The sequence below is a fragment of the Variovorax sp. GW823-FHT04B03 genome, assembly GCF_058796495.1.
Genome location: NZ_JBXAIT010000003.1, coordinates 844,823 through 868,078, shown reverse-complemented (window position 1 = coordinate 868,078; position 23,256 = coordinate 844,823). Strand labels below are relative to the sequence as shown.

General features: G+C 69.6%; 21 protein-coding genes. 15 read left to right on the top strand and 6 right to left on the bottom strand.

Going from position 1 to position 23,256, the window contains the following annotated elements; genetic code table 11:
• Positions 1-87 precede the first annotated feature (87 nt).
• Both AC1RAD_RS17080 and AC1RAD_RS17075 read left to right on the top strand, forming a co-directional pair.
• Positions 88-588 carry a hypothetical protein gene (locus tag AC1RAD_RS17080; RefSeq protein ID WP_492736129.1) on the top strand — a complete coding sequence of 167 codons (501 nt, stop codon included), beginning with the start codon at positions 88-90 and terminating at the stop codon, positions 586-588.
• Between the two features lie 77 nt (positions 589-665).
• Positions 666-1,313 (top strand): response regulator transcription factor, encoded by a 648-nt coding sequence (locus AC1RAD_RS17075; protein WP_139703137.1) that lies wholly within the window; start codon positions 666-668, stop codon positions 1,311-1,313.
• A gap of 16 nt (positions 1,314-1,329) precedes the next feature.
• On the opposite strand, the gene AC1RAD_RS17070 is transcribed toward AC1RAD_RS17075, so the two are convergent.
• The 3 genes from AC1RAD_RS17070 to AC1RAD_RS17060 form a co-directional block, all read right to left on the bottom strand.
• Entirely contained in the window at positions 1,330-2,430 is a 1,101-nt protein-coding gene (locus AC1RAD_RS17070) for an agmatine deiminase family protein (RefSeq protein WP_492736127.1), read from the bottom strand.
• A 34-nt stretch (positions 2,431-2,464) separates the two neighbouring features.
• On the bottom strand, positions 2,465-3,628 hold the full coding sequence (locus tag AC1RAD_RS17065) for an agmatine deiminase family protein (RefSeq protein WP_492736125.1): 1,164 nt from the start codon (positions 3,626-3,628) through the stop codon (positions 2,465-2,467).
• Between the two features lie 77 nt (positions 3,629-3,705).
• Positions 3,706-4,599 (bottom strand): LysR family transcriptional regulator, encoded by an 894-nt coding sequence (locus AC1RAD_RS17060; protein WP_492736123.1) that lies wholly within the window; start codon positions 4,597-4,599, stop codon positions 3,706-3,708.
• A gap of 98 nt (positions 4,600-4,697) precedes the next feature.
• Here AC1RAD_RS17060 and AC1RAD_RS17055 point away from each other — a divergent pair, with 98 nt between their 5' ends.
• Complete coding sequence (locus AC1RAD_RS17055; protein WP_492736121.1) at positions 4,698-5,765, top strand: agmatine deiminase family protein; 1,068 nt, start codon at positions 4,698-4,700, stop codon at positions 5,763-5,765.
• Here AC1RAD_RS17055 and AC1RAD_RS17050 read toward each other — a convergent pair.
• A complete protein-coding gene (locus tag AC1RAD_RS17050) occupies positions 5,762-7,507 on the bottom strand; it encodes an ATP-binding response regulator (RefSeq protein ID WP_492736119.1) in 1,746 nt (581 codons plus the stop codon). The genes AC1RAD_RS17055 and AC1RAD_RS17050 overlap by 4 nt on opposite strands.
• A 159-nt stretch (positions 7,508-7,666) precedes the next feature.
• On the opposite strand from AC1RAD_RS17050, the gene AC1RAD_RS17045 reads away from it, so the two are divergent.
• Entirely contained in the window at positions 7,667-8,503 is an 837-nt protein-coding gene (locus AC1RAD_RS17045; protein ID WP_062480494.1) for a MurR/RpiR family transcriptional regulator, read from the top strand.
• Positions 8,504-8,527: 24 nt separating this feature from the next.
• Here the strand turns inward: AC1RAD_RS17045 and AC1RAD_RS17040 are convergent, their stop codons facing one another.
• Positions 8,528-9,289, bottom strand: a complete 762-nt coding sequence (locus AC1RAD_RS17040; protein WP_159277484.1) for an IclR family transcriptional regulator — start codon at positions 9,287-9,289, stop codon at positions 8,528-8,530.
• Between the two features lie 90 nt (positions 9,290-9,379).
• On the opposite strand from AC1RAD_RS17040, the gene AC1RAD_RS17035 reads away from it, so the two are divergent.
• From AC1RAD_RS17035 to AC1RAD_RS17015, 5 genes are read left to right on the top strand one after another with little or no spacing between them, the layout of a single operon-like run.
• Entirely contained in the window at positions 9,380-10,177 is a 798-nt protein-coding gene (locus AC1RAD_RS17035) for an enoyl-CoA hydratase (protein ID WP_492736116.1), read from the top strand.
• Between the two features lie 6 nt (positions 10,178-10,183).
• Positions 10,184-12,271 (top strand): acetate--CoA ligase family protein, encoded by a 2,088-nt coding sequence (locus AC1RAD_RS17030; protein WP_492736114.1) that lies wholly within the window; start codon positions 10,184-10,186, stop codon positions 12,269-12,271.
• A 38-nt stretch (positions 12,272-12,309) separates the two neighbouring features.
• A complete protein-coding gene (locus tag AC1RAD_RS17025) occupies positions 12,310-13,278 on the top strand; it encodes a tripartite tricarboxylate transporter substrate binding protein (RefSeq protein ID WP_492736111.1) in 969 nt (322 codons plus the stop codon).
• 40 nt (positions 13,279-13,318) lie between these two features.
• A complete protein-coding gene (locus AC1RAD_RS17020) occupies positions 13,319-14,509 on the top strand; it encodes an acyl-CoA dehydrogenase family protein (protein WP_492736109.1) in 1,191 nt (396 codons plus the stop codon).
• A 26-nt stretch (positions 14,510-14,535) separates the two neighbouring features.
• Positions 14,536-15,567 (top strand): acyl-CoA dehydrogenase family protein, encoded by a 1,032-nt coding sequence (locus AC1RAD_RS17015; protein ID WP_492736107.1) that lies wholly within the window; start codon positions 14,536-14,538, stop codon positions 15,565-15,567.
• A gap of 6 nt (positions 15,568-15,573) precedes the next feature.
• Here the strand turns inward: AC1RAD_RS17015 and AC1RAD_RS17010 are convergent, their stop codons facing one another.
• Positions 15,574-16,227, bottom strand: coding sequence for a TetR/AcrR family transcriptional regulator (locus AC1RAD_RS17010; protein ID WP_447743239.1), 654 nt, complete (start codon positions 16,225-16,227; stop codon positions 15,574-15,576).
• 118 nt (positions 16,228-16,345) lie between these two features.
• Here AC1RAD_RS17010 and AC1RAD_RS17005 point away from each other — a divergent pair, with 118 nt between their 5' ends.
• The 6 genes from AC1RAD_RS17005 (at position 16,346) to AC1RAD_RS16980 (ending at position 23,254) form a co-directional block, all read left to right on the top strand.
• Complete coding sequence (locus AC1RAD_RS17005; RefSeq protein WP_095947336.1) at positions 16,346-16,882, top strand: peroxiredoxin-like family protein; 537 nt, start codon at positions 16,346-16,348, stop codon at positions 16,880-16,882.
• Positions 16,883-17,155: 273 nt separating this feature from the next.
• The gene (locus AC1RAD_RS17000) at positions 17,156-18,610 is read left to right on the top strand and encodes an MFS transporter (RefSeq protein ID WP_492736104.1); all 1,455 of its coding nucleotides are present in this window, start codon (positions 17,156-17,158) and stop codon (positions 18,608-18,610) included.
• Between the two features lie 40 nt (positions 18,611-18,650).
• Positions 18,651-19,310, top strand: coding sequence for an aspartate/glutamate racemase family protein (locus AC1RAD_RS16995; protein WP_492736102.1), 660 nt, complete (start codon positions 18,651-18,653; stop codon positions 19,308-19,310).
• 269 nt (positions 19,311-19,579) lie between these two features.
• Entirely contained in the window at positions 19,580-20,332 is a 753-nt protein-coding gene (locus AC1RAD_RS16990) for a hypothetical protein (protein ID WP_159272386.1), read from the top strand.
• Positions 20,329-21,333: a hypothetical protein gene (locus AC1RAD_RS16985; protein WP_492736100.1), complete on the top strand. Its 1,005-nt coding sequence runs from the start codon at positions 20,329-20,331 to the stop codon at positions 21,331-21,333. The genes AC1RAD_RS16990 and AC1RAD_RS16985 overlap by 4 nt, the downstream gene beginning before the upstream one ends.
• Positions 21,334-21,499: 166 nt before the next feature.
• Positions 21,500-23,254 carry a carboxylesterase/lipase family protein gene (locus AC1RAD_RS16980; RefSeq protein ID WP_492736098.1) on the top strand — a complete coding sequence of 585 codons (1,755 nt, stop codon included), beginning with the start codon at positions 21,500-21,502 and terminating at the stop codon, positions 23,252-23,254.
• Positions 23,255-23,256 lie beyond the last annotated feature (2 nt).

Genomic DNA, 23,256 nt, shown 5'->3' with positions numbered 1-23,256 from the left:
CCCGGTGGACAAATTGCAACGCGCCGCCCGTGGCCCAATGCGCCTTCGGAGCGCTCGACCCTGCGCCCGCCCTTCAACGCTCTGCCCATGCACCTGCTTTCAGACGCGACGATATTCACCGAGGTCCGCTTCTGGGGGCTGGTGCTGTGCTCGCTGGTGCTGCCCGCCGCGATCTTCGTCACGCTGTTCGTGCGGCGCGAGTTCTCCAAGACCACCGTGCTGGCCTTCGGCCTGCTGCTGATCGCGCTGGCGGGCGCGGACATCTTCCTGCTGCGCGCGCTGGCGCGGCTGGCGCAGGCCACGCCCTCGCTGGCGGACGACCTCGTCTTCTCGTCGGAGCTGTCGATCGCGCTGTACATCTTTCCGGCGGCGTTCGGCACCATCGGGCTGAACATGGTGTCGCACGTGCTCATGCATTACCTGAAGCAGAAGGAAGCGCGCTTCGAGGCCCACCGGCAAGCACCGACGCCAGCACCGCCAGAGCGCCGGGGTTCGCGCGTGCTGCGCCACCGTCGCGTGGCATCGCGCATGTCGCCCCGGCCGGGCTCGCGCACGGCGGCGGCGCGCCGTCCGCCCGCGGACCGCTGAGGGGATGCCCGGCGGGTTTCCTCCGGCGCCCACGGGGAACCGTGGGGTTCGACGCCGGTTGCCGCCAGAATCGAAGGATGCCCGCCACCATCCTGTTGATCGACGACCACGCGATGTTTCGCGAAGGCCTGTTCCTCGCGCTGCGCGAAGCCGAGCCGACGATGACTGTCGCCACGGCCCGCAACGGCGCCGAAGCGCTCGAGGCGCTCGCCACCTTGCCCCGGCTCGATGCGGTGATGACCGACTACTACCTGCCCGACCTCGGCGGCGCGGCGCTGCTGGCCGAGCTGCACCGGCGGCGCGGCGGCTTGCGCATCCTGGTGCTGTCGGCCTCCGAAGATCCGCAGGACATCGACACCGCACTCGATGCCGGCGCGCAGGGCTTCGTGCACAAGTCGGCCGACAGCCAGCAGCTCATGGACGCGCTGCGCCGCGTCATGGCGGGCGAGCAGAACGTGGTGCAGGCCTCGCCGGCGGGCGGTGCGTCGCTGCCCGTGCTGTCGACGCCCACCGACGTGCTGAGCACGCTCACGGCGCGGCAGGCCGAGGTGCTGCAGCTGCTGTGCGAAGGGCTGCGCAACGCCGAGATCGCGCTGCGCCTGGCCACCAGCGAGAAGACGATCAAGGCGCACATCTCGGCGATCTTCGGCGCGCTCGGCGTGACCAGCCGCACGCAGGCCGTGATCGCGGCGCGCCGCGCGGGGATGCTCGGGCGGCCGCGCTAGTCAGCGCCGCAACGCATCAGCGCGGCTGCTGCTGCGTCGTGCAGTGGATGCCGCCGCCGCCGGCGGCAATGGCGTCGATGTCGAGCTGCACCACCTCGCGCTTGGGGAACAGCTCGCGCAGCAGCGCGCGGGCGTTGCCGTCGGCGCGCGCATCGCCGAACTGCGGTGCAATGACGGCGCCGTTGCAGACATAGAAGTTGATGTAGCCCGCCGCGAACTCGTCCGACTCGTAGGTGCTGCGCACCGTCTCCGGGCCGCGCAGCACTTCCACGCGCAGGCGCTGGCCGCGTGCATCGGTGGCCTGGCGCAGGATCTCCAGGTGGCGCCGGGTCACGGCGTGGTCGTAGGAGTCGGGGTCGTCGTCCAGGCCCGCGACCACCACGCCCGGCGCGGCAAAGCGCGCATAGAAATCGGTGTGGCCGTCGGTGATGTCGCGGCCCGCGATGCCGGGCAGCCAGATGATCTTGCGCAGGCCCAGCAGGCGCTTGAGCTCGGCCTCGCAGGCCTCCTTGCGCAGGCCCGGGTTGCGGTTGGCGTTGAGCACGCAGCTCTCGGTGATGATCGCCGTGCCCGCGCCGTCGACCTCGATGCCGCCGCCTTCGAGCACGAGCCGCGTGCGCAGGCGCTGCACCTCGGCGGCGTCGGTCACGTACTCGGCCACTTCGGCGTCGCGCGCATGCGACTGCTTGTTGCCCCAGCCGTTGAAGTTGAAATCGACGCCGGCCCATTCGCCCGCGCCGTTGCGCACGAACACGGGGCCGGTGTCGCGCATCCAGAGGTCGTCGACCGGCTGCACCTCGAGCGTCACGCGGTTGCCGCACAGGCGCGCGGCCAGGTCATGCTCCTGCTCGCGCACCAGCAGGTGCACGGGCTCGAAGGCGGCGATGGTGCGGGCGATCTGCGCCAGGTGCTCGCGCGCCGGCTTCAGCAGGCGCCGCCCCCAGACGCGTTCGCTGGGGCCGAAGGACATCCAGGTGGCGCGGTGCGCGTCGCCCTCGTCGGGCATGTGCCAGGTGTCGGGCGCCGCGGCGGTGGCCGTGGCGACCAGGCCCAACGAGGCCAGGGGCGCCAGGCCCATGCTGTGCAGCAGGCGGCGGCGGGTCAGGGGAAGGTGCATGTCGGTCTCCGGAATCAGGGGAGGGGGCGCGGCATCACGCCGGTTCCTGTTGCGTCGTGCAGTGGATGCCGCCGCCGCCCGCGGCGATGGCGTCGATGTCCAGCTGCACGATCTGGTGGCTGGGCAGGTGCGCGGCCAGCGCCGCGCGGGCTGCGCTGTCGGCCACGGCGTCGCCGAACTCGGGCAGGAACACCGCCTTGTCGGTGAGGAAGAAGTTGACGTAGCCGGCCGCGAACTCCTTGCGCGCAAAGGTGGGGCGCACCTGGCTCGGCGTCTTCAGCGTGACGATCTGCAGGGGGCGCCCGCGCGCGTCGGTGGCGCCGGTCAGCAGTTCCAGGTGGCGGTGTGTCACGGCGTGGTCGTACGATTTCGGGTCGGTGTCCAGCGCCGCCACGACCACGCCGGGCTTGAGAAAGCGCGCATAGAAGTCGGTGTGGCCGTCGGTGATGTCGCGGCCCGCGATGCCCGGCAGCCAGATGATCTTGTCCAGCCCCAGCATGCGCTTGAGCTCGGCCTCCGCGTCGGCCTTGCTGACGCCCGGGTTGCGGTTCTTGTTGAGCACGCAGCTCTCCGTGATGATCGCCGTGCCCTGGCCATCGACCTCGATGCCGCCGCCTTCCATCACGAGGCTGCTGCGCAGCAGCGGCACGCCCGTGAGGTCGGCCATGCGCGCGGCCACCGTGGCGTCGCGTGCATGGGCCTGCTGGTTGCCCCAGCCGTTGAAGTTGAAGTTCACGGCGGCGCGCTCGCCACGGGCGTTGCGCACGAAGACGCAGCCGGTGTCGCGCATCCAGAGGTCGTCGATGGCGTGTTCGATCAGGTGCACGTTGGAGCCGCACAGTTGGCGGGCCGTGGAAGCATCCGCGGGGTTCACCAGCATCTTGACCGGTTCGTAGACGCTGATGGCATTGGCGATGCGCGCCAGCGCCTGGAACACCGGCTGGCGCATCTCGGCCGTCCAGATGGATTCGCGCGCCGCGAAAGCCATCCACACGGCCCGGTGGGCGTCGCCTTCGTCGGGCATGCGCCAGCCGGACGCGGGCGCCGGGGCCGGGGCAGGCGAAGGGGTCGGCATGGGCACGGGGAAGGGCGGCAGCATGCCGCTGCCGCTCCCACCACCGCCGCCGCCACAGGCGGTCACGAGTCCACCGAAAAGGCCCAGGCCGCCCAGGCCCAGGAGAGTGCGTCGCGTTGTCATTGGAATCAGGGTTATTACTAAGTTCTAGGAAGCCCCGAATTCTGTCGACGCCTATCTATCTACACAATTGATGTCTTTTAAAGGGATTGATCGATATGGCTCATATCGCCAGCGTCGTCCTGCGCAAACCGCCGCAGGCTGTCGAACACCTCCCGCACCAGCGGCAGGCGTGAGGGGCCTTCGGCGCACGCGATCCAGAGGGTGCCCAGCGGCAGGCTCGGGCTGTCCGCCAGCCGCCGTAGTTGCCCCGTGCGCAAGGCGTCGTCGGCCAGCAGCCGCGACACCAGCGCGATGCCCCGGCCGCGCAAGGCCGCGTCGAGCACCAGGCGCGGGTCGTCGTAGATCGCGGCCTTGCGCAGGCCGCCGAAATGCGCGCGGATGAAGGGGCCGATGCGGTCGCTCGTGAGGTCTTCTTCGAGGCACAGCAGGCCCAGGTTGGCGTCTTCGTTCTGAGCGGGCGGGCCGACGGCCACGAGTTCGTCGGTGAGCAGCGGCACCTCGAACACGCCCTCTTGCCGCAGCGGCGCGCGGGTGATGGCGATGTCCACGTCGAGCTCGTCGATGAAGCGCGCGCTCTCGTCGACCGAAATGATCGGGCACAGGTCGGGGTGCGCCTGCAGCAGCCGGTCGACCCGCGGCTGCAGCCAGCCGGTGGCCACGGGCGCGGGACACACCAGCGTGACGAGCCGGTCGTCCATGTAGGTCTCGATGCGGGCCAGCCCGTTGCGGATGTGCTCGAGCGACTTGCCCACGCTGTCCAGCAGCAGGCTGCCCGCCACCGTCAGCTCCACGCCGCGCCCCTTGCGCCGGAACAGCGGCTGGCCGACCTGCTGCTCCAGCTGCGAGATCTGGTGGCTGACGGCGGACTGCGAGACGAACAGCTCTTCCGCCGCGCGCGAGTAGTTGCCCAGGCGAGCCGCCGCCTCGAAGCCGATGAGGAACTTGAAAGAGGGCAGCCGGGTGTTGGACATATGAATGGGGTCGATGAATTCAGCCAAGAAATGTCGCTTTTTCATCGAAGGAATTCAAGTCAGAGTGAGCGTCCCTGCAATTTCTTCTGAAGGACCCTTTGATTTCCAACGATTTCGACGCTCGCCGCGCCGGCCTGCGCATGCCCGCCGAATGGGAGCCGATGGCCGCCACCTGGCTGGGCTGGCCGGTGCTCGACCACCGCGAAGCCCTGTGGGGCGCGCACTACGACGCGGTCTGCCGCGCGTTCGGCCTGCTGGCGCGCACCATCGCGCGCTACCAGCGCTGCATCGTGGCCGCGCACGCACCGCTGGCCGACGCGGCTCGCGCGGCCTGCGGCCCGCAGGTGCGCGTGGTGCCCATCGCGGCCGAAGACAACTGGCTGCGCGACTGCGGCCCGATCTTCCTCGTCGACGAGCACCACGTGAGCCAGACCGCGGTGGGCTTCCGCTTCAACGCGTGGGGCGAGAAGTACCACCCGCATGACGGCTGCCAGCGCGCCGCCGCGGACATCGCCGCGCTGGCCGGCGTGCCGCTGGTGCGTTCGGACATGGTGCTCGAAGGCGGCGCCTTCTACGTGGACGGGCAGGGCACGCTGCTCACCACCGAGAGCTGCCTGCTGCACCCGAACCGCAACCCGGGCCTGCGCCAGACGGAGATCGAGGCCGAGCTGCGGCGCATGCTGGGCGTGCAGAAAATCGTCTGGCTGCCGGGCCACGCGGCCGAGGTGGAGACCGATGGCCACATCGACGGCATCGCGTCGTTCACTGCGCCGGCCCGCATTCTTTTCAATGCGGCCGACCCCGACCAGGGCGACTACTTTCGCGCGATGCAGGAGAACCGCCGCGCGCTCGAACTGGCGACCGATGCGCGGGGCCGTCGCTTCGAGATCCTCGATCTGCCCGTGCCGCGCGACGTGCACAGCTACGGCAGCGCGCGCTTCTGCGACCTCTATTCGAACTACATCCTCGTCAACGGCGCGGTGATCTCGACCGCCTTCGGCGTGCCGCGCGATGCGCAGGCGCGCGAGGTGTTCGCGCGTGCGTTCCCGGGCCGCCGCGTCGAGCTGCTGCCCATCGATGCGATCTCGCTGGGCGGCGGCGCCGTGCACTGCTCGACGCAGCAACAGCCGATGTGGGGGAGTCGCCTGGCCGTGCGCGGTTTCTAGGGCGCGATCAGTTGCGACACCGTCGCCTGCAGCTGCGCCGGGTCCACCGGCTTGTGCAGCATCTGCCAGCCGCGCGCCGCCACGTCGCTCAGGCGGCGCGGATCGGTGTCGCCGCTCACGATCAGCGCGGGAATGGCGTCGTCGTTGTACTCCTCGTGCAGGCGGTCGACCACGTCGATGCCGGTCTCGCCCGCGCGCAGGCGGTAGTCGCTGACGATGAGCGCCGGCTTGCCGGGCTGGCGCGCAGCGAGCGCCAGCAGCTCGTCGCCGCCTTCGGCCGCGATCACGCGCAGGCCCCAGCTTTCGAGCAGCAGCTGCAGGCCCAGGCGGCTTTCGCCGTCGTCCTCCGCCACGAGCACGAGGCGGCCGGTGTCGGCCGGCAGCGGCGCGGGCGGTGCCTCGGGCGCGGGCAGCGCCTGGCGCGCCAGCGGCACCGTCATCGAGAACACCGTGCCCCGGCCGACGCGCGAGCGCAGCGCCAGCGGATGGCCCAGCAGCGCGGCCGTGCGGCGCACGATGGCCAGGCCCAGGCCCAGCCCCTTGGTGCGGTCGCGCTCGGGGTTGCCGAGCTGGTGGAACTCCCAGAACACCTGCTCCTGCTCGGTGGGAGGAATGCCGGGGCCGGTGTCCCACACCTCGATGCGCAGCGCGTCGGCACCCGCGCGGCGGCAGCCGATGAGCACGCCGCCGCGCGCCGTGTAGCGGATCGCGTTCTCCACCAGGTTGCGCAGCACGCGGTCGAGCAGCGCGGGGTCGGAGTGCACCACGGCATCGCCCGCGCGCAAGCGCAGCGACAGTGCCTTGCCCGCCGCCTGCGGCGCGAACTCCAGCTGGATCTGGTCGAGCAGGCGCGCCAGCGCAAACGGCCGCGCCTTCACGCGCACCACGCCCGCGTCGAGCCGCGAGATGTTGAGCAGGCCTTCGAACAGCAGCCCCATCGCCGCGGCGGCGCGGCCGATGCTGTCGACCACGTGCCGGCTCGCCGCCGGCAGCGCCTGCCCGCGCAGCACGCCCACGAACAGGCTCAGCGCATGCACCGGCTGGCGCAGGTCGTGGCTGGCCGCGGCAAGGAAGCGCGACTTGGCGAGGTCGCTGCGCTCGGCCGCGTCTTTCTCCAGGCGCAGCTGGCGCAGCAGGTAGAGGTTTTCGAAACGCAGCTCGAGCGAGTCGACCTGCGTGCGGTACATGCGCTGCGCGAAGGCCAGCGTGACGAACAGGTAGAGCACGCCGGCCGCCGACATCACGCGCAGCAGCACGTCGTCGAGCGTGGCCATCGCGAGGATCGCGGGCGCGAAGTACGTCACCTGGAAACCGTAGAGCAGCCCCAGGTCGATGCAGTAAGCGTAGATCGCGCCCGTGCCCATGGTGAGCATCGCCACCACGATGAACATCTGCTGCGGCAGCGACACCTGCAGCATCCACCCCGCGAGCGGCAGCCCCCACAACAACCCGCCGAGCACCGCGCCCACCATCGCGCCGCGCCGCCAGCGCCGCAGCGCGCCCGGGTCGTGCTCGGCCTGCCGGTAGCGCGCCACCTGCCAGGCGCGCGCTGCCGTCAGCACCGCGTTGGCGCCCACCCAGGCCAGCAGCTGCTCGTGTGCAACCGCGCCCCACAGCGCCGCGACCACCAGCCCCGCCGTGAGCATCACGCCGAGCAGCGAGAACGGAAAGTTGCGTCGCAAGGCAGCCATGCGCGCGGCAAAGACGGGGTCGGCGGGCGTCGTGGGTGGGGTGGCGCTCATCGGTGTGTGGCGGGTGGGGGAGGTGGGATCGCCGAAGGTGGCGATCCCAAGGTAACGCGTGGCGTGGGGGGCGTCATGGGACTTTAGTCCAATGCGTGCGTTTGCCCGGGGTGCCGCAGGCGCATGGCATCATCGTGCGCCGCTTTCCACCACCTACCCATGTCCGCCGATTCCTTCGTCCGCCGCGTTCGCAGCCAGCTCGACCAGTTGTCCGCAACCGAACGCCAGCTTGCCGATTTCGTCCTGGAGTTTCCCGGCGAGCTGGCCAGCTATGCGGGCAACGAACTGGCGGAGCTGGCGGGCGTGTCGCCCTCCACGGTGAGCCGCTTCATCCGGCGCATCGGCTACGAGAACTACGAAGAGGCGCGGCGCCAGGTGCGCGAAGAAAAGCAGACCGGCTCGCCGCTGTTCCAGAACGCCACCGAAGCCTCCAAGCGCGGCCACCTCGTGGCCACGCACTTCCAGCAGTCGCAGGCCAACCTGGCGAGCACCTTCGAACGCCTGAGCGACAAGCAGATGGCCGAGATCGTGAAGGCGATCATCGGCGCGGGGCAGGTGCTGATCTTCGGCACGCGCAGCAGCCACGCGTTCGCGCTGTACCTGCGCTGGCAGATCATCCAGGTGGTGCCGCGCGTCACCGCCATTCCTGGCCCCGGCGAGACGCTGGCCGAGCACCTGGCGGGGCTGGGCGAGCGCGACTGCGTGATCGTGTTCGGCACGCGCCGCCAGACGCGCCAGCTCGACACCCTGCTGGCGGGCGCGCAGCGCGTCGGCGCGAAGATCGTCTACATCAGCGACCGCGCCTCACCCGATTTCGCGGGCGCCACGTGGTCGCTGCAATGCGACTGCCGCGGCCCGGGGTTGCTCGACAACCACGCGGCCGTGATGGGCGTGTGCGACCTGATCGCCACGATGGTGATCGAGGCCGCCGGCTCGGCCGGGCGCAAGCGGCTGGCGGCGATCGAGCTGGGGCACGAGGAAAACGGCGAGCTCTGAGAGACCGCGCGGCTCCCGCGCTGTCTACTTTGCCGCTTCGCTGCGCGGCAACTGCGCCTTCAACAACAACGCCATCTCCTTCTTGCGCGCCGGCGGCAGCCGCGGCGTGATCGCGCCGAAGCTGATCGCCGCCAGCGTCGTGGCTGACGCCGCAAACGTGCGCCCCACGCCCGACACCCCTTCGGTGAGCGTGTCCACGATGTCCGCATGGCCCGCCGCGCGCGTGCGCTTCACAGCCTGCTTCATGCGCTCGCGGGTGAAGCCGGCCTGCGCGTACTCGGCGGTGTGGCGCTCGAGGATGCGGTCGATCTCGGCATCGGACAGCGCGGCCATCAGCGCCAGCCCGCCCGCGCCCAAGCCTAGGAGGCGGCGCCCGCCGACGTCGGTGGTGAACACCTTCACCGGAAAGTGCCCTTCCTCGCGGTGCAGGCACACGCAGTAGTCGCCCTGGCGGATCACGAGGAACACGGTGTCGCCCGACATGCGCGCGAGCTTTTGCATGAGCGCGCGGCACGAGTCCACCAGCGGCACGCGCCGCATCGAGGCAAAGCCCAGCTGCATGGCGTCGATGCCCAGGCGGTAGGCCTTGCCGTCGGGGTCGCGTTCGGCGAACTGCTCCTCGGCCAGGCACGACAGCAGGCGGTGCACGGTGGAGCGCTCCAGCCCCGAGGCGGCGATCACCTCGGTGAGCTTGATGCCTTCCTCGTGGTGCTCGGCCAGCAGGCGCAGCAACTGCAGGGCGCGCCGCAGGCTCTGGGCGCCGGCGGTCTCTCTGGGTTCGTCCATATAGTGGGAAAAATTGGATTTAGTGTTTGGGATGCAGGAATTTCGAAGTCTAAACTGCCCCCGCCCCAGACACAGACCCGGAGACACACGATGGCGTACGACACCCTCGAAATCGAACACCACGGCGCCGTGCGCCGCATCCTGCTGGCCCGCGACGCCCAGCGCAACGCCCAGAGCCAGCAGATGCTGGACGAGCTCATGGCCGCCTTCGACGACGCCGCGCGCGACGACACGGTGAACGCCGTGGTGCTCGGCGGCAAGGGAGCGCACTTCTCGGCCGGCCACGACCTCAAGCAGGCGCAGGCCGAGCGCGCCAACTTCACCGTTGAAGAGCGCTGGGCCTACGAAGAGCTGCGCTACTTCGACTACTCGATGCGGATCTGGGACTTTCCCAAGCCCACCATCGCGCAGGTGCAGGGCGCCTGCGTGGCGGGCGGTTTCATGATCGCCAACATGTGTGACCTGGTGGTCGCGGGCGAGTCGGCCTTCTTCAGCGACCCCGTGGGCCACACGCTGGGCGCGGCGGCCACCGAGGTGCTGATCCACCCGTGGGTGATGGGCGCGCGCAAGGCCAAGGAAATGCTCTACACCGGCGGCAAGCTGTCGGCGCAGGAGGCGCATGCGATCGGCATGGTGAACCGCGTCGTGCCTGATGTCGAACTGGCCGACGCCGCGCTGGCGCTGGCGCAGCAGATCGCCAAGGCGCCGCCGTTCGGGCTGCGGCTGATCAAGCGCTCGATCAACCGCACGCTCGACGCGCAGGGCCTGCGCACCGCGCTGGCCGCGCACTTCGACACGCACCAGCTCTCGCACCTGAGCGAGGGCTTTCTCACGGCCCGCGACCGTGGCCTGGCTTCGGCCATCCAGAAGAACCCCGCCTCCGCCTGAACGAAGATGACTTTGCACCGTCTCGAACCCCTGCTGAACCCGGCCTCGATCGCCGTGGTCGGCGCCAGCGGCAATGCCGCGCGCATCGGCGGCATGCCGCTCGCGCACCTCACGAAATTTGGCTACGCCGGTGCGATCTACCCGATCAATCCGAAGTACGAAGAAGTCTTCGGCCTGCGCTGCTGGCCCGATCTCGAAGCGCTGCCCGCCGCGCCCGACCTGGTGGTGCTGGCACTGGCCGCGGCCGAGGTCACGCCGATGCTCAAGCGCTGCCAGGCGCGCGGCGTGCGCGCGGTCATCGTGTATGCCGCGGGCTTTGCCGAAGCGGGTGACGCGGGCGCCGCGTTGCAGGCCGAGCTGGAAGCCTTCGTCGCCACCACCGACATGGTGGTGGCGGGCCCGAACGCCATGGGCTTTGCCAACCTCAACACGCAGGCCCACACCAACTTCGCCTCGGTGTTCAACACCGCGCCGATGCAGCAGGGCCCGGGCCGCGTGAGCCTGCTCACGCAAAGCGGCAACGTCTGCGCCGCGGTGTACGCCATTGCGCGCCGGCTGGGCGTGGACTTCAGCCACTTCATCAACACCGGCAACGAGGCCTGCGTGGACTTCGCGCAGTACCTCGAATACCTGGCGCAGGACGACGCCACCGAAGTGGGCATCGGCTACATCGAGGAGCTGCGCGACGGCCCGCGCTTCATGGAGGCCGCGGCCGAGTTCGTGCGGCGCGACAAGCTGCTCATCCTCTACAAGGCCGGCGAGACCGAGAAGGGCTCCGAGGCCGTGCGCTCGCACACCTCGGCGCTGGCGGGCGACCAGCAGATCTACCAGGCGGCGTTTCGCCAGCTCAACATCATCCAGAGCCACGACTTCGCGCAGATGGCGCAGCTCGCGCACCTGGCCGGCTACCGGCACCGCAGTGCGGGCAAGCGCGTGGCGATCATCACCATCTCGGGCGCGCTGGGCGCGATCCTGGCGGACAAGTTCATCGGCCAGGGGCTCGACGTGCCCACGCTGCCGCAGCCGCTGCAGGACCAGTTGCGCGCCGGCATTCCCGACTACGGCATGGTCTCCAACCCGGTCGACGTGACGGGCAACGTGGTGAACGACCCCGGCTTCGTGCGCACCGCGATGGAAGCGCTGGCGGTGTCCGACGCCATCGACGCCATCGTGGTCTACGCGCCGGGCTACATGCTCGACCGCATGGCCGACGACCTGTGTGCCGTGGCTGAAAAACACCCGCGCCTGATCGTCGCCATCGACACTGGCGCGGCCAAGACGCGCGAGCAGCTGCGCGCGGGCGGCGTGCCCGTGTTCGAGGACATCGGCGTGGCGGTGTCGGCGCTGTCGCCCTTCCTGCTGTGGCAGGAGCGGCGCAAGCACAACCCTTGGCTGCAGGTGCGCAGCCAGCCCGCGCCCGCGCGCGCCACGCTGGCGGGCCGCGCCGACGAGCACAGCACCAAGCGCTATCTCGCCGAGTTCGGCGTGGAGCCGGTCGACGAGGCCGTGGCGCGCACGGCAGACGAAGCCGCGGCCGTGGCCGGGCGACTGGGTTTTCCGGTCGTGCTCAAGGTGCTCAGCGCCGACATCGCGCACAAGACCGAGGCCGGCGGCGTGCGCCTGCGCCTGGGCAATGCGCAGGAGGTGCGCAAGGCCTTCGACGAAGTGATGGCCTCGGCGCGCGCCTACGCGCCCACGGCGCAGATCGACGGCGCGCTGCTGCAGAAGATGGAAGCGGGGCAGGCCGAACTCATCCTCGGCGCCACGCGCGACCCGGTGTTCGGCATGACGCTGACCGTGGGCCTGGGCGGCGTGCTCACCGAGCTGTACAAGGACGTGAGCCACCGCGTGCTGCCCGTCGACGAGGCCATGGCGCGCGACATGCTGGGCGAGCTCAAGGCCTTTCCGCTGCTCACGGGGTACCGGGGTCGGCCGCTGGGCGACGTCGAGGCCGCGTGCCGCGCCATCGCCGGATTTTCACGCGCCGTGCTGGCGCTGCAGGAACAGGCAGACGAGGTCGAGGTCAACCCGCTGCTCGTGAAGGAACAGGGCCAGGGCGTGCGCGCGCTCGACGCGCTGGTCCTGGCTTCGTAGACACAACCACAACCATCGACAGAGACAGGAGACATCCCATGTTCAAGAAAGCACTGGCCTGCGTGGCCCTGGCCGCCGCCGCTCTGGTGGGCGGCACTGCCGCGGCACAGACCTACCCGACCAAGCCCGTCACGCTCGTCGTGCCGTTCTCGCCCGGCGGCGCGGCCGACATCATGTCGCGCCTGCTCGCCGAGCGGCTGCACAAGCGCCTGGGCCAGCCCGTGCTGGTGGAGAACAAGCCCGGCGCCGGCACCATGATCGCGTCGGAGTACGTGGCCAAGGCCGCGCCCGACGGCCACACGCTGCTGCTCGCGGCCTCGTCACTGGGCATCGCGCCCAGCCTGTACAGCAAGGTCAACTACGACCCGGTGAAAGACTTCGCGCCGGTCTCGCAGGTGGCCTCGGTGGTGCACGTGCTGGTGGTGCATCCGAGCATTCCGGCGAAGAACGTGGGCGAGCTCGTGAGCTGGCTCAAGGCCAACCCCAACAAGGCCAACTACGGCTCAGTGGGCGCGGGCACGTCGACGCACCTGGAGGCCGAGCTCTTCAACAGCGTGGCCGGCGTGAAGATGCAGCACATCCCCTACAAGGGCAGCGCGCCCGCGCTCACCGACATGATCGGCGGCCAGCTGCAGGTGATGTTCGACGCGTACGCGTCCTCGGGCCCCTTCATCAAGGACGGCAAGGTGCGCCTCTTGGCCGTGACCACGGCGCAGCGCTCGCAGTCGCTGCCCGACACGCCCACCGTCGCCGAGTCGGGCCTGCCCGGCTACGAAGCCATGCCGTGGCTGGGCGTGGTCGCGCCGGCCAAGACGCCCCCGGCGGTCGTGACCAAGCTGCACGACGAGCTGCAGGAAGTGCTCAAGGAACCCGAGGTGAAGGACAAGTTCCGCAGCCTGGGCCTGGACATCATCGGCAACAAGCCCGACGAGTTCGCCGCGTTCCTGCGCAAGGACATCGTCAAGTGGGCCAAGGTCATTAAAGACTCCGGCGCAAAGGCCGACTGACACCCGCGAACCATCAGCAAGAACGAGAAAGCAGACAAGCATGCAAGTGGGTTACTCGGCGGAAGATGAAGCCTTCCGCCTCACGTTGCGCGACTGGTTCGAGACGCACTATCCGCGCTTCGTCGCGGCCTGGCCCGGCGGCGCGCCCGACGCCAACGAGCTGACCTGGCGCCGCGCCTGGGAAGACCACGTGTGCCAGGCCGGCTGGGCGGGCCTGGGCTGGCCCGAGGAACACGGGGGCAAGGCCTGGCCGCTCACGCGGCAGGCCATCTTCCACGAGGAGCAGGCCCGCATCGGCGCGCCGCTGGGCGTGAACATCATCGGCCACGGCATCCTGGCGCCCACGCTGATCCACTTCGCGAGCGAGGCGCAGAAGGCCCGCTACCTGCCCGGCATCCTGAGCAACCGCGAGATCTGGTGCCAGGGCTATTCCGAGCCCGGCGCGGGCTCCGACCTTGCGGCGTTGTCCACGCGGGCCGAGCGGCGCGGCGACCACTACGTGCTCAACGGCCACAAGGTGTGGACCTCGTTCGCACACATTGCCGACCACTGCTTCGTGCTCGCACGCACCGACGCCGCGGCCGCGCGCCACAAGGGCATCAGCTTCCTGCTGGTCGACATGAAGAGCCCCGGCGTGCGCGTGGAACCCATCCGCCAGATCACGGGCGAGTCGGACTTCAACGAGGTCTTCTTCGAGGACGTGAAGGTGCCGCTCGACGCGCTGGTGGGCGAGGAGAACGGCGGCTGGCGCCTGGCGATGGCCGCCGCGAGCTTCGAGCGCGGCACCTACTTCATTCCGCGCCAGGTGCGCTTCACGCAGGAGCTGGGCGCGCTCACGCGGCTGGCGGCCAGCGTGCAAAGGGGCGGACGCCCCGCGCTCGACTGCCCGCACCTGCGGCGCGACCTCGCGCGGCTGGCGGTCGACAGCCACGTGCTCAAGCTCAAGTCGTACCGCGCGCTCACGCACGCGATGCGCGGCGGCCCGCCGGGGCCCGAGGGCTCGTCGACCAAGCTGCACTGGAGCGAGTCGCACCAGAAGCTGCTCGCCACGGCCATGGAAGTGCTCGGCGAGCGCGCGCTGGCCGGCCCCGAGCCCACGGGCGCCGACCCGCAGGCTGCGGCCTGGGTGCGCGACTTCCTGTGGACGCGCGCCGAAACCATCCTGGCGGGCACCTCCGAAGTGCAGCGCAACATCCTGGCCGAGCAGATGCTGGGCCTGCCCAAGAACTGATTGACGACGACGACACGACGACCGCCATGGATTTCGCATTGAACGACGAGCAGCAGATGCTGCACGCGTCGGCCCACCGCTTCTTCGCCGACCACCACCCGCTCGTGCGCGCACGGCGCGCCTTGCCCTGGACCGATGCCACGCAGCAGTCGCTGTGGGCCGACATGGCCGGCATGGGCTGGATGGCACTGCTGCTGCCCGAGGCGCACGACGGCCTGGGGCTCGGCATGAGCGAGGCCTGCATCGTGGCCGAGGCCGCAGGCCAGCAGCTGCTGAACCTGCCGCTGGCTGGCAGCGCCGTGCTATTGCCGCTGTGGTTGCAGGCGTGTGGTGAGGCACCGCCCGATGCGTTGAGTGACTGGGTGCGTGCGGCGATGGCGGGCGAGCGCGCCTTCCATTGCATCGCGCAGGGTGATGGCTGGCTCGACCATGCGGGGCAGGCTTCGGATCTCGTGGTGGTGCAGGGCTGGCATGACGACGCCGTGCCGCTGCGCGTGGCGCTGCGGCCGATGCCCGAGGGCGCTGTGTCCGATGCGCTCGATCCCACGTTGCGGCAAGCGCCGGCGGCTCCTGAGTCGTCACTGGCATGGGAGACGCTGCCCATCGCCCCCGAAGCACGTGCCCGCGTGCGCGCCGCCCACCGCGTCGCGCTGTCGGCGGAACTCGTCGGCGTCGCGCAGGCCGCACTCGACCTCGCCAGCGCCTACGCCCGCGAGCGCGTGCAGTTCGGCAAGCCCATCGGCAGCTACCAGGCCATCAAGCACCAGCTCGCCAACGCCTGGATGGGCGTGGACAACGCGCGCCTGGCCGTGCGCTATGCCGCTGCCGCACTCGACGGCGGCCTGCCGGACTGGCGTTTTGCCTGTGCCGCCGCCGAGTTCACGGCCATCGAAGGCGCGCAGCAGGCCACGCGCACGGCGATCCAGGTGCATGGCGGCATGGGCTTCACCTGGGAGCACGACGTGCACCTGTACCTCAAGCGCGCGCAGCACCTGGCGACGCGCCTGGGCGGTGCGTCGCGCGCGCTGGACCAGGTCGAAGCGCTGGCCCTGGCCTGAGCGGCTTCAGGCCTGCGCCGCAGGAGCGTCTGCGCGCAGGCCATCGATGAGAAGGGACAGGCTCGCCCGAAACTCGGTCTCCGCATCGCTGGCCGTGGCGGCGGTGGCGATCTCGATCAGGTGCGGGAACCGGTCCGGCGGCAGCGCCTGGAAGCGTGCGATGGTGTCGTCGGGCGATTCGTCGGCCTGCAGCGTGAGCGGCCCGGCCAGCTCCGCCTGTGCGGCGCCCATGATGAGCGCGGACACGGCGCGGAAACCCACGAGCAGGCGCGCGCCGCTGCGGCCGCTCTGGGCCAGCGTGCGCAGCAGGGCTTCGGTCACTTCGAACACCGCGGGCGAGCGGCTGCGCTTCGTGAGGATCAGCGGAATCACATGGGGATGGTCGCGGATCACGCGCCACAGCGCGATCGCGATGTCCTCCAGTGCTTCATGCCAAGGCAGGCGGTCGTCGGTCTCCCAGCGCACCTTGCCCAGCACCGCCTCGACCACCAGCATCTCCAGCTCTTCGCGTTGCGACACGTAGTTGTAGAGCGTCATCGCGCCGGTTTCGAGCCGGCTCGCGAGCGCGCGCATGGTCAGGCCGGAGAGGCCGTCCGCATCGACCAGCGCCAGCGCGGCCTGCTGGAGCTGTTCACGGGTGAATTTGGCGGGACGTCCCACGCTTGACTCCGTTCTTGAAGAGGTTGTAGAGTAATAAACGTACAGTGTACTTAAAAATCGGAAGACGCTTTCCAGCCACCCGGCCCGGCGTCTTCGCAACCCTCTTGAAGGATCATCGATGAAGTTCTCGCCCGGCGATGTGGTGCCCGCCACGGCCCTGGAAACGATCCACGGAAAGCCCTTGCAGCTGCCGGACGCCGGTTCGCGCTGGGTCCACCTGCAGTTTCGCCGCTTCGCGGGCTGCCCGGTTTGCAACTTCCATCTGCTGACCTTCGCCCGAAGGCAGGGCGAGCTGGCGGCGGCGGGCATCCGCGAGGTCGTGCTCTTTCACTCGTCCGCGCAGGAGATGCGCAAGTACCAGGCGCAGCTGCCGTTCGACTGCGTGGCCGACCCCGCCAAGGCGCACTACCGGCGCTTCGGCGTGGAAACCTCGCGGCTGGCGTTCCTGCATCCGCGCGTCTTCTGGAGCGGCCTGCGCTGGGTGCTCGCGACGGGCCGCTTCTACAAGCGGGCGGAGAACGGCATCACGGGCTTGCCGGCCGACGTGCTCATCGACGCGCGGGGCACCGTGGTCGCCGTCAAGTACGGCGGGCACGCGGACGACCATTGGGAGGTCGACGAGCTGCTGGCACTGGCCGGCGCTGCGAGTTCCTAGGCAGAGGTGCACGCCCTCGGTGCGCAAGCGCACGCTGCAGGTGCGCTCGGGCGCCGCTTTTCAGCCCAACCCCGGAGAACCCGTCTTCCAGGCCTGAAAACCACCCGGCATGAAGCTTGCAAACGCTCGCAACTGAATGAAATTCAAATTTCAACTATTCAAAGTAGGTGAAATCCATATGCCACTCAGGCGCGATGCGGCCTACGATGCGATCCGCGACACCGGGCTGCACCGCGCAAGCAAGCACTTCATTCCTTCTCAAGGGGTTTTTCCATGGCTGGACCTGCACTCTCCTCCGGGCCCGACTCGCCCCGAGTCGCGGAGCTCGATCGCGCGCTCGACACCATCGGCGTCACGCGCTCGCACCACACGATCATTTTCCTGATCCTCATCGGCTGCCTGTTCGATGCCTTCGAGCAGAACGCGGTCGGCATCGTCGGCCCGATGCTGCGCGAGCAGTGGGGGCTGAGCGCCTCCGACATCGGCTTCCTGAACACCGTCACCTTTGCCTGCGCGGCCATCGGGCGGATCATTTCGGGCTTCATCGCCGACCGCTACGGCCGCCGCGTGATGCTGTCGATCGACCTGCTGCTGTTCACGCTCGGCGCGGGCATCTGCGCGATGGCGCCCAACTTCACGGTGATGGCGCTGGGCCGCGCGGTGGTGGGCTTCGGGTTGGGCGGCGAGATTGCCATTGCCGTGACCATGCTGGCCGAGTTCTGCTCGACCAAGTTCCGCGGCACGGCGGTGGGGCTGGTCAACGTGGGCGCGGGCGGGCTCGGCAACTTCCTCGCACCGGGCTTTGGCCTGCTGGTGTTCTGGATGTTCCCGGGCGACAACGCCTGGCGCTGGCTGTTCGCCTGCCTCATGGTGCCGGCGCTGCTCGGCGCTTTCTACCGCCGCTACATCCCCGAGACGCCGCGTTTCCTGCTGTCGCAGGGCCGCGTGAAAGAAACGAATGCCGTGCTGTCGCGCCTCGCCTCGGGACGGCTGTCAGGCAAGCCGGCGGCGCCGCACCCCTACATCACCGACGACGGCACGCTCGCGCAGGCCGCACGGCCGAAGGTGCGTGTGACCGAGATCTTCCGCGGCGCGCTGGCGCGGCGCACGGTGCCGCTGTGCATCACGATCTGGATGACCTATGGCGCGCAGATCTCGGTGCTCACGCTGATGCCGACCATCCTCGTGACGCTGGGCTACAGCATGTCCAAGAGCCTGCTGTTCACGATGGTGATGCAGGGCGGCAGCCTGCTGGGCGCCATCGCGGCCTCGCTGCTGGGCTTTCACTTTCCGCGCAAGCGCGTGCTGACGGCCGGCGCTGTGTGCGCCTGCCTCGCGGCGCTGACCATCGGTTTCGTGGCCAAGAGCATCGTCGTGATCCTCATCGCGGGCGCGGTGTTCCAGTTCTTCGTGCTGCTGCTGAACACCACCATCTGGATCTTCGCGCCCGAGCTGTACCCGACGCGCGTGCGCGCCTTCGGCACGGCCTTCATCCTGGCCACGGGCACGGCGGCCGGCGCGCTGATGCCGCTGGTGGCCGGCCGCCTGTTCGACAGCTTCGGGCTGGTCGGCGTGTTCGGCCTGGCCGCCGCGATGTACGCGGTGTTCGTGGCCAGCGTGCAGTGCGTGCCCGAGACCTACGGCCAGTCGCCCGATGCGCTGCCACTGCCCGGCGAAGCCGAGGCCGAAGACCGCGCACCGGGCGCGACGCTGGCCCGCTCGAACTGAACCGCGCACCGAACGATCTCCAAAGAAAGCGCTTTTCCGCATGCCCGACATCCTCCTCATCAACCCCAACGCCTCCGTCGCCACCACCGACATGATGGTCGGCATCGCGTCCGCCGAAGCGCCCGCCGGTTGCCGCGTGACCGGCCGCACGGCGGTGCAGGGCCCGCCGATGATCGTCAACGAAGACGAGCTGAACGCGGCCGCGCACGAGGTGCTGAAGGTGTGGCGCGCGGCGGCGGGCGAGGGCTGGGACGGCGTGATCGTCAGCGCCTTCGGCGACCCCGGCGTGGCGCTGCTGCGGCGCGAGGCCGGCGTGCCCGTGGTCGGCATCGCCGAAGCCTCGATGCTCGCGGCGGGCGAGGGCGGCCGCCGCTTCGGCATCGCGACCGTCACGCCCGACCTGGTGGCGCCCATCGAAGCGCGCGCCACCGCGCTCGGGCTGGGCGCGCAGTTCAGTGGCATCCGCCTCACGCAGGGCGATCCGCGTGCGCTCGCGGCCGATGCGAAGGCGCTCGAAGAGGCGCTGGCGCAGGCCGTGCAGCGCTGCATCGACGACGACGGCGCGCAGGCCGTGATCATCGGCGGCGGTCCGCTCGGGCAGGCCGCGCTCGCGCTCGCGCCGCGCTTCGAGGTGCCGGTGATCGCACCGATCGGTGCGGCGATGCGGCTGCTGTGTTCGAAGCTCGCGGTCACACCGTGAGACGTTCGTCGCGGCGATGAGAGGCGAGGCGTTTTGGCAATGAACGCCTTCTAGAATGAAACGACACACTTGTCCGCAAACATCGGGCAAGCCGCATCGTTCGTTTTCTTTTTTGCATGCCTCACCTTCGACCGCGTTCCGCTTTCCTCGCTTTTCTTCTTCTCTCTTCCTTCGGCGCCGTCGCACAAACCGCGACACCCCAGCTGGTCCTCGTGCCGCATCACGAGCGCGCCCCGGAAACATCCCAGGCCCCCGCACTCGACCTTGCCGTGACGCGCTTCGCGGGCATGGCGTCGGGCTCGTACTACTGGCCCGAAGGCCTGCTGGCCGAGCAGCTGATCTCGGGCCTGGCCTCGCGCCCCGACCGTAAGCAGCAGGCGCTGCCTGACGGCCAACGACTGCTTTCGTCGTATCGCCGGCCCTACGACGGCGGCGAGCGCGCGGCCGTGCTGGTCGACGACCGCAGCGGTGACGTGCTGGCCGCCGCACTTGTGCATCGCAGCTGCGGCAAGGACTCGTCGTCGAGCGGTTGCCTCGACGACCAGCATGCCGTGCTCTCGATCTTCTTGCGTCCCGGCTTCGACCGCACCAAGGCGCAACCGCTGGTCGCATGGAGCCAGCAGGTTCCCGACCGCATGCAGGGCGGTGAGGGCGTGGGCGAGAAGATCGCCACGACCGAGTACGTCACGATGGACGCCGCGCGCACCACGGCACGGCCCATCGTGCGGCCCAACAAGGCCTTCTCCGCGCAGGTGCCGCTGTACCCCAAGGCATTGATCTACGGCACCGCGCAAGACGCGCTGAGCGACGCCAAGGCCAAGCGCGTGCTGCGCCTGCAGACCGTCGACACGCCACAGCAGGTGCTGGCGTTCTACAAGCAGCTGTCGCCGCCGCTGAAGGACATCGAGTCCAGCGACGGCTTCATCGCCGGCAGCCGCAACGGCCTGAGCTTCTCCGTCAGCACGACGGTCCCGCGCGACATGCCCGCGATCACGAACATCGAAGTGGAAATTTCCGAATGAAGAAGAAGTTGATTCCGGCGGCGCTCGCGTCGCTGGTGTTCGCCTGCGCGTTCGCAGCCCATGCACAAGACACGGCCGGCCCCGTCACGACCGAACTGCCGCCGCCCACGCTGCGCCTCAGCGAGCAGACGCGCATCCGCAGCGCCGTGATCGGCCTGGTCGGCTACGCGCGCGGCAGCTACACCGAGCCCGACACGCTGATCGCGCAGCAGCTGCTCGAAGGCATGCGCTCGAAGTTCGACGTCACGCGCACCGTGTGGCCCGACGGCCGCCAGGTGATCGCGTCGGTCAGCGGCGGCGGCCACGGCGAAGAGCGCGCGGCACTGCTGATCGACGCCGATGGCCGCGTGCAGGCGGTGGGGCTGGTCAACGGCCACTGCCGCGCGGCTGCCAAGCGCGACGACCCCAAGGTGTGCAACCCCTTGCCGCAGACCGTGCTGTCGGTCTTCCAGCGTGCCGGTGCCAGCCAGGCCGACGCCGCGCCGCTGGTGGCCTGGAGCAAGCAGCTGCCGTCGTACCTCGCGGCCATGGCCGACAGCGACGATCCGGCGGATGTGGCCGCCGCGCAGAAGATCGCCAGCGTCGAGTACATCACCGGCCAGCCGGGCGTGCCGGGCTGGCGCGCCGAGCAGCTGCCGCCGGGCTTCCCGGCGTCGTTGCATCCGCTGCTGGTGCAGACGGCCGAGGTGAACAGCACCGCCAGCGCCGGCAAGATCGTGCTGCCCAAGGGGCTGGCCGGCCTGCCGATGCGCACGGCCTACCAGAGCGCCCAGCGCCCCGAGGCGCGGTTGCCCGATGCCGAGGTCACGCTGCGCAGCTACGAGCCGATCGCCAAGCTGGTCGACGCGTACCGCGAACTCGCCAAGGGCGCGACGCTGGACGAAGAGGGCCGCGAGGTCGTCTTCAACGGCACCGACGGCGCGGGCCGCTACAGCGTGCGCCTGCGCGACGCGAAGGAAACCGGCGTGTACATCACTGTGGCGAGCTGGAAGCGCAAGTAGCAGTCGTCAAGCGTTGCATGGCCCTTTGCGGGGCGGATGTCAATCGGAGGATTCTTGCCGCCCCCCTGCGATGACACCGAGGCGGGCGGGGCAGGGTGCTCACGAGAATCGATGCATGACCGAGGCCGTCAGAGCCCGCCGCATCCACCTCGAGGAGACAACCACCATGCACCGCTCCCGTCCTCTTGCAGGCCTCGTTCGCCTGCTGCTTCGCACCACGGTCCTGTGGGCGCTCGCGATGCTCGCGGCGCCCGCGCTGGCCGCCTACAACCAGAGCCTCACGCGCACGCTGGACGCCGGCCAGATCTACGGCAAGGTCGCGGCCAACAACACGCACGCCTTCCTGGGCATTCCCTTCGCGCAGCCGCCTGTCGGCAACCTGCGCTGGCGCGCCCCGCAGCCACCGCAGCCGTGGAGCGGCGCGCGCGCCGCGACCACGCTGGCCGGCATGTGCGCGCAGGTCGGCAACCCCTTCGGCGAGCCCGACCCGGCCACCTTCGGCCAGCCCGTGGGCACCGAAGACTGCCTGTACCTGAACGTGTGGCGGCCGAACTCCAGCGCCGAGAACCTGCCGGTGTTCTTCTGGATCCACGGCGGCAGCAACACCAAGGGCTCGGCGCGCGAGCCGGCCTATGACGGCGCCTACCTGGCGCAGAAGGCCAACATGGTGGTGGTCACCGTGCAGTACCGCATGGGCATGCTGGGCTGGCTGAACCACCCGGCCATGAAGACCGGCAACGCGCTGGACGATTCGGGCAACTTCACCACGCTGGACCTCGTGCGCGCGCTCGACTGGGTGAAGGCCAACGCGCGCGCCTTCGGCGGCAACCCGGGGCAGGTGACGGTGGCGGGCCAGTCGGCCGGCTGCATCAACACCTGGGGCCTGCTGCAGTCGCCGTTGGCCGACGGCAAGTTCCACCGCGCGCTGTGCATGTCGGGCGTGCCCAATGCGTACCCGCCGGTGGTGGGCACGCTGGCGGCCGACTCGCTGATCGACAACCTGCTGGTCGACACCGGCCGCGCCTCGACCACGCTGCAGGCCGCGGCGCAGCGCGTGACCATGAGCGCCGCCGACATCGCCGCCTTGCTGCGCGGCGCGAGCGCGGCGCAGATCATGAAGTTCACGCCCAGCCCCGTGGTGCCGGGCCACTTCACCGACGGCACCGTGATCCGCGCGAGCGGGCTGCCCGGCCTGCTCGCGGGCAACTACAACAAGATGCCGCTGATGATCGGCTCCACGCACGACGAGGGCTCGTACTTCGCCTTCCTGTTCGGCATGGGCCAGCCCTCGCAGCAGGAGCTGTGGAACCTGACCAACTACGCGGCGCCCGGCAGCGTCACCTTCAACCAGCTGATCAAGCCCGAGTTCCGGCCGATCTACACGCAGACGCATGAAGTGATCAGCTACGCGCTGGACAACGTGATCGACAACGTGATCCGCGTGCTGCGCCTGCAGAACGGCGACATCTACCGCTACAACTACAACTGGGACGACACGCCGCAGCCCTGGAAGGACACCTTCGGCGCGTTCCACGGCATCGACGTGGCGGCGCTCTTCGGCAACTTCGTGACCGACGAGCCGAACTTCATGCGCTTTGCCTGGAGCTCCGCGAACGCAAGCAGCCGCAAGGCGCTGTCGGACAAGTTCATCGGTCACGCGGCGAGCTTTGCCCGCTACGGTGCACCGAGCCGCATGTTCGACGGCCAGACGACCTGGAACAACTGGACCAACTTCGTGTGCCTGCTGTGCAGCAAGCGCATGGTCTTCGACAACCAGCCGCGCATGTCGGCCGACGACTACCTGTTCTTCTGGCCGCGCTATTCGCTGTTGTCGCCGCAGCAGCGCGAGTTCCTGTTCCAGCAGATCGACTTCAACGCGCTGCCCGATTCGATCGACCCCTTGCGCAACGGCACACGCTGAGT

Excerpts from the sequence above, each read along its gene's own strand:
- AC1RAD_RS17080 (WP_492736129.1), top strand. The coding sequence starts at position 88 with ATGCACCTGCTTTCAGACGCGACGATATTCACCGAGGTCCGCTTCTGG.
- AC1RAD_RS17075 (WP_139703137.1), top strand. The coding sequence starts at position 666 with ATGCCCGCCACCATCCTGTTGATCGACGACCACGCGATGTTTCGCGAA.
- AC1RAD_RS17070 (WP_492736127.1), bottom strand. The coding sequence starts at position 2,430 with ATGCACCTTCCCCTGACCCGCCGCCGCCTGCTGCACAGCATGGGCCTG.
- AC1RAD_RS17065 (WP_492736125.1), bottom strand. The coding sequence starts at position 3,628 with ATGACAACGCGACGCACTCTCCTGGGCCTGGGCGGCCTGGGCCTTTTC.
- AC1RAD_RS17060 (WP_492736123.1), bottom strand. The coding sequence starts at position 4,599 with ATGTCCAACACCCGGCTGCCCTCTTTCAAGTTCCTCATCGGCTTCGAG.
- AC1RAD_RS17050 (WP_492736119.1), bottom strand. The coding sequence starts at position 7,507 with ATGAGCGCCACCCCACCCACGACGCCCGCCGACCCCGTCTTTGCCGCG.
- AC1RAD_RS17045 (WP_062480494.1), top strand. The coding sequence starts at position 7,667 with ATGTCCGCCGATTCCTTCGTCCGCCGCGTTCGCAGCCAGCTCGACCAG.
- AC1RAD_RS17040 (WP_159277484.1), bottom strand. The coding sequence starts at position 9,289 with ATGGACGAACCCAGAGAGACCGCCGGCGCCCAGAGCCTGCGGCGCGCC.
- AC1RAD_RS17035 (WP_492736116.1), top strand. The coding sequence starts at position 9,380 with ATGGCGTACGACACCCTCGAAATCGAACACCACGGCGCCGTGCGCCGC.
- AC1RAD_RS17030 (WP_492736114.1), top strand. The coding sequence starts at position 10,184 with ATGACTTTGCACCGTCTCGAACCCCTGCTGAACCCGGCCTCGATCGCC.
- AC1RAD_RS17025 (WP_492736111.1), top strand. The coding sequence starts at position 12,310 with ATGTTCAAGAAAGCACTGGCCTGCGTGGCCCTGGCCGCCGCCGCTCTG.
- AC1RAD_RS17020 (WP_492736109.1), top strand. The coding sequence starts at position 13,319 with ATGCAAGTGGGTTACTCGGCGGAAGATGAAGCCTTCCGCCTCACGTTG.
- AC1RAD_RS17015 (WP_492736107.1), top strand. The coding sequence starts at position 14,536 with ATGGATTTCGCATTGAACGACGAGCAGCAGATGCTGCACGCGTCGGCC.
- AC1RAD_RS17005 (WP_095947336.1), top strand. The coding sequence starts at position 16,346 with ATGAAGTTCTCGCCCGGCGATGTGGTGCCCGCCACGGCCCTGGAAACG.
- AC1RAD_RS17000 (WP_492736104.1), top strand. The coding sequence starts at position 17,156 with ATGGCTGGACCTGCACTCTCCTCCGGGCCCGACTCGCCCCGAGTCGCG.
- AC1RAD_RS16995 (WP_492736102.1), top strand. The coding sequence starts at position 18,651 with ATGCCCGACATCCTCCTCATCAACCCCAACGCCTCCGTCGCCACCACC.
- AC1RAD_RS16985 (WP_492736100.1), top strand. The coding sequence starts at position 20,329 with ATGAAGAAGAAGTTGATTCCGGCGGCGCTCGCGTCGCTGGTGTTCGCC.
- AC1RAD_RS16980 (WP_492736098.1), top strand. The coding sequence starts at position 21,500 with ATGCACCGCTCCCGTCCTCTTGCAGGCCTCGTTCGCCTGCTGCTTCGC.